We start from the raw sequence: 5409 nt of genomic DNA on the forward strand, positions 1-5409 counted from the left end.
CCCCCACTCGAGCGCTTCTCCCCGCCACGCCGGGCGCCAGGGGAGGGCTTCTTCGTCTTCTGCATCCGGACGGTGGGGGTGCGCGCGGTGGACTGACGGGAGGCCATGGATGTAGGCACATGTACCCCAACCATGACCGCTGTCCAGAAGCTGGCCGGATCCGCACCCGGCGTGCCCTCCGCGAGAAGGCGTGGATGAGCAAGTGGATGGAAGTCCAAGTCAGGATTGGAAAGGGATTGCGTCGGCATGGGCCGTGACTCCCGAACCCAATGTCAGACATCTTGAAAATCCCGGGCGAACCGTTCAAGAAAGAGTGTCCTGCACGTCGGACACAGGCAGAACACGACAGCGGCATGCCTGCCGCGAGGGGGATACCTTGAGATTGAATCCGGCACGGTGGGTCTGGCTCATCCTGGCACTCGCGGTGAGTGCCTGTGGGAATGAACAGCCCCCCACCCACCCCACCGACACGGTGGCGTCCATCCTCCTCGGCGGCGCGTCCGCCGAGCCCCTGCGCGTGGGCGAAACCCTGCAGCTCACCGCCACGCCGAGGGATGCGGCCGGCAACACCGTGAACCGTCCGGTGAGCTGGGCCTCCAGCAACACCGAGGTCGCGGCGGTGAGCGCCCAGGGACTGGTGACGGCCGTGAAGCCCGGCGACGCGGTCATCTCCGCCTCCAGCGAGCGCAGCACCGCCACGGTCGTGGTGCGCGTCGCTGAAGCGCCGGCCCCTGACACCTCGGTGGCGTCCATCCTCCTCGGCGGCGCCCCCACCGAGCCCCTTCCCGCGAACGAAACCGTGCAGCTCACCGCCACGCCGAGGGATGCGGACGGGAACACCCTGAGCCGTCCGGTGCGCTGGACCTCCAGCGACAGCGAGGTCGCGGAGGTGAACGCCGAGGGCCTGGTGACGGCCGTGAAGCCGGGCGACGTGGCCATCTCCGCCTCCAGCGAGCGCAGCACCGCCAGTGTCGTGGTGCGCGTGACCGTGGCGAGGGTGGCGACCGTGACGCTCGACGGCGTCCCCACGGGCCAGGTGGCGGTGGGCACCACGGTGCAGCTCTCCGCGACGCCGAAGGACTCCCGTGGCACTCCCCTCCCCGAGCGCACCGTCACCTGGAGCTCGAGCGATACGACCCGGGCGCAGGTGAGCGCCACCGGCCTGGTGACGGCGCTGAAGGCCGGACAGGTGACCGTCACCGCGACCAGTGAGACGAAGAGCGCGTCCGCGACCCTCGAACTCTATGTCCCCGTCGCCCAGATTTCGGTCTCGCCCTCCTCCGCGGTGATCGCCATCGGCCGGGAGCTCCAGCTCCAGGCGGTCCTGAAGGACGCCCAGGGCAACGTGCTGACGGGCCGCACGGTGACGTGGGTGAGCTCCGACATGTCCCGCGCGGAGGTCCAGTCGAACGGCAAGGTCACCGGCAGGAGCGAGGGCACGGCGACCATCACCGCCACCTGCGAAGGCAAGTCCGCCACGGCCCAGCTGCGGGTGATTACGACGACGGGTTCGTGGAACCAGACCGAGGACTGGGCGACGTACCAGGGAAACGCCCGGCACACCGGCGCGGTGGATGCGACACTGGATCCCGCGGTCTTCCGCGAGCTGTGGGTCCGCCAGGTGTTCACGGGCTCCGCCGCGCTGAACCCCGTCACCGAAGGCAATGGCCGGGTCTTCGTCTCCACCCAGAGCTACTTCGGCAGCCAGCAGCTGACCACGCTGGATGCCCAGACGGGCGCGCCGCTGTGGACGTATGACTTTGGCGCCATCCACGGGGCCCACCCGCCCGCCTATTCCGACGGCCGGGTGTACCTCACCACCTCGGGGCACCAGGACTCGTTCCTCTACGCCTTCGACGCGGCCGACGGCAGCCTCCAGTTCAAGAGCGCGTACGGCAACCAGTGGTCGACCTATTACGCCCCCGTCGTGTCCGACGGGAGCGTGTTCATGGCCGGCGGCTACTACGACGGCATGTACAGCTTCAACGCGACCAGCGGGAAGCAGCAGTGGTTCAGCTACACCACCCAGTACAACGCGTGGACGCCCGCGGTGGCCGGAGGCCAGGTCTTCGCGTACACCGAAGCGCAGCTGCAGGTGGTGGATGCGCTCACGGGAACCGTGGCCTACAAGATTGACGACCCTGGCTTCAGCTGGGCCGGGTGGAGCATGAACATGGCCCCGGTGCTGGGTGGCGCCCAGAACGTCCTCGCCCGGCAGTACAACCGGCTGCTCTCCTTCGACCTGGAGAACCGGCGGATCGCCTGGACGCTGAAGGACTCCTTCACGGGCAACGTCACGGTCGCGGACGGCGTGCTGTATGTCTTCAACAAGGGCAAGGTGGAGGCCCGGGCGGAGTCCAACGGGGACCTGCTCTGGACCTGGACGCCCCCCACGGGCACGCCGCAGGGGACCATGGTCGTGACGGACAACATGCTCTTCGTGAGCACCGCCACGAACACGTACGCGGTGGACCTGACCACCCGGGCGCACGTCTGGACGTATCCCGCCGGCGGATACCTGGCGCTGGGCAAGGACGGCATCCTGTTCATCGCGCGGAGCAATGGGAGCCTCTCCGCCATCACGGTGAAGTAGCGACCCGCTGATCCGGGGAATGAGCGGTTGGCAGGGACGCAGAAATTGCGCGGCGCCGGGGGGCGCCGCGCAGGTCTTGCGAGGACCCAGGAGGTCACCCGAGGCAGCGTGAACGGCCGGCGGCTTGCAATGCCGCCCTGGCGTCATGACCAGCCTGGAACTCGCGAGATGGCAGTTCGGAATCACCACGGTCTACCACTTCATCTTCGTCCCGCTCACCATCGGGCTCGCCCCGCTGGTCGCGCTGCTGCAGACGCTCTGGGTGGTGACCGGCAAGCCGGGGTGGCTGCGGCTGACGCGGCTCTTCGGCAAGCTGTTCCTGATCAACTTCGCGCTCGGCGTGGTGACGGGCATCGTCCAGGAGTTCCAGTTCGGGATGAACTGGAGCGAGTACGCCCGCTTCGTGGGGGACGTGTTCGGCGCGCCGCTGGCGATGGAGGCGCTGGCGGCCTTCTTCATCGAGTCCACCTTCCTCGGCCTCTGGATCTTCGGCTGGAAGCAGCTGCCCCGCGCGCTGCACCTCGCCTCCATCTGGCTGGTGGCGTTCGCGGTGAACCTCTCCGCCTACTTCATCCTCGCGGCCAACTCCTTCATGCAGCACCCCGTCGGAGCGCGCTTCAACCCCGCCACCGGGCGCGCGGAGATGACGGACATCCTGGCGGTGTTGACCAACAACACGGTGCTCGTGGCCTTCCCCCACACGGTGACGTCCGCCTTCCTCGTCGCGGGCACCTTCGTGGCGGGCGTCTGCGGCTGGCTGATGGTGCGCTCCAGCCAGTCGGGTGAAGCGGCAACGGCCCAGGACTTCCGCGCCGGGCTGCGGCTCGGGCTCGTCACCGTCATCGTCTCCGGCATCGGCGTGGCGGTGAGCGGAGATGCCCAGGCGAAGCTGATGTTCGAACAGCAGCCCATGAAGATGGCCGCGGCCGAAGCGCTCTGTGACGGACGCGCCGGGGCGCCCTTCTCACTGCTGGCGGTGGGAGACCTGAACAACGACTGCCGGGGCGTGCGCCACCTGCTGGAGATCCCCGGCCTCACGTCCTACCTCGCGCGCTCGGACTTCCAGGCACCCCTCGAGGGCGTCAACGACGTCCAGAAGCGCTACGAGGCGCGCTACGGGGCGGGACCGGACTACGCGCCGAACCTCGCCGTCACGTACTGGTCCTTCCGCCTGATGATCGGCCTGGGCGTGGGGAGCGCGGCGCTGGCGCTCATCGGGTTCTGGCTCACGCGGGGCGGCGTGGCGAGCAACTCGGAGCGGTTCGCCCGGCTCTGCCTCGCGGCGCTGCCCACCCCGTTCCTCGCGTGCTCCTTCGGGTGGATCTTCACCGAGATGGGACGGCAGCCCTGGCTGGTGGCGCCCAACCCCACCGGCGTGGACACGCTCCGCCTGTTGACGGCCAGCGGCGTCTCCACCGCCGTCTCACCCGCCATGGTGTGGACGACGCTGATTGGCTTCACCTGCGTCTACGGCGCGCTGGCGGCGGTCTGGTTCTACCTGATGCGGCACTTCGTCCGCGCGGGCCTGAAGCACCCGGCGACCCACGCGGCCGAGGACAGCCATCCTGAAACCGCGCCGCTGTCGTTTGGCTACTGAAGCTCCCGGCCCCCCTTCTCCTGGCATCGGTCAATCATCATGGAACTGAATACGCTCTGGTTCTGTCTCATCGCGGTCCTCTGGACGGGCTACCTGGTGCTGGAGGGCTTCGACTTCGGCGTGGGGATGTGGCTCTCCGTCCTGGGCAGGACCCCGGCGGAGCGCCGCGCGGTGCTGCGCACGATTGGCCCCGTCTGGGATGGCAATGAGGTGTGGCTGCTCACCGCCGGGGGCGCCACGTTCGCGGCCTTCCCGGAGTGGTACGCGACGCTCTTCTCCGGCTTCTACCTGCCGCTCTTCCTCATCCTCGTCGCGTTGATCGTCCGCGGCGTCGGGCTCGAGTTCCGCTCCAAGCTGGACAGCCCCACGTGGCAGCGCCGCTGGGAGCAGGCCATCCAGGTGGGCTCGTGGCTGCCCGCGCTGCTCTGGGGCGTCGCGTTCGCGAACATCGTGCGCGGGGTCCCCCTGGACGCGAACCACCAGTTCACCGGGACGTTCCTGGGCCTGCTGTCTCCCTTCGCGCTGCTCGGCGGCCTGGCCACCACGCTGCTGTTCCTCAGCCACGGCGCGGTCTTCGTCGCGCTGAAGACCCAGGGTGCGCTGCGGACGCGGGCGCTCGGCTGGGCCCGGCGGGTGGCGCTGCCCACGCTCGCGGTCAGCGGCGCGTTCGGGCTGTGGACGCAGGTGCGGTACTCCGTGGCCTGGACGTGGCCGGTGCTGGGGTTCGTGGCGCTGGCGCTGGCGGCGGCGTCGCTGAGCGTCTGGCGGGAGCGGGAGGGCTGGGCCTTCACGTTCAACTGTCTGGCCATCGCGGGCGTGGTCGTGCTGCTCTTCGGCTCGCTCTTCCCGGACGTGATGCCGGCGCTGGAACCGGCGCACTCGCTCACCGTGCACAACGCGTCGAGCACGCCCTACACGCTGCGGATCATGACGTACGTCGCCGTCGCGCTGGTGCCGTTCGTGCTGGCCTACCAGGGGTGGACCTACTGGGTGTTCCGCCAGCGCGTCACCGTCGACGACTTCACCCCGGCGCTGGGAGAGGGCTGAGCGTCCGATGAAGCCGCTCGACCCGAAGCTCCTGCGGCACGCGAGCGCGGCGCGGCGCTACGTGCTGCTCACCGCGGGCCTGGGGCTCGGGATGGTCGCGCTCACGGTCCTGCAGGCGCGGGGGCTGGCGCGGCTGCTGGGACATGCCCACGACCTGGCGGGGGGCCTGGGG

At 69.3% G+C, this 5409-nt stretch carries 3 protein-coding genes; all 3 read left to right on the top strand.

Translation table 11 applies throughout. From position 1 onward, the window contains the following. The first annotated feature begins 376 nt into the window (after positions 1-376). A complete protein-coding gene (locus D7X55_RS35125) occupies positions 377-2593 on the top strand; it encodes an Ig-like domain-containing protein (protein WP_147470331.1) in 2217 nt (738 codons plus the stop codon). Positions 2594-2738: 145 nt separating this feature from the next. Continuing rightward, complete coding sequence (locus D7X55_RS35130) at positions 2739-4190, top strand: cytochrome ubiquinol oxidase subunit I (protein WP_120550252.1); 1452 nt, start codon at positions 2739-2741, stop codon at positions 4188-4190. A gap of 39 nt (positions 4191-4229) precedes the next feature. Then, on the top strand, positions 4230-5237 hold the full coding sequence (gene cydB, locus D7X55_RS35135) for a cytochrome d ubiquinol oxidase subunit II (protein WP_120550251.1): 1008 nt from the start codon (positions 4230-4232) through the stop codon (positions 5235-5237). Positions 5238-5409 lie beyond the last annotated feature (172 nt).

The sequence above is a fragment of the Corallococcus sp. AB049A genome (genome assembly GCF_003668885.1).
Lineage (GTDB): Bacteria > Myxococcota > Myxococcia > Myxococcales > Myxococcaceae > Corallococcus > Corallococcus interemptor.

Bases quoted from the DNA above. Each gene is read 5' to 3' on its own strand.
- D7X55_RS35130 (WP_120550252.1), top strand. From the start codon at position 2,739: ATGACCAGCCTGGAACTCGCGAGATGGCAGTTCGGAATCACCACGGTC.
- cydB (WP_120550251.1), top strand. From the start codon at position 4,230: ATGGAACTGAATACGCTCTGGTTCTGTCTCATCGCGGTCCTCTGGACG.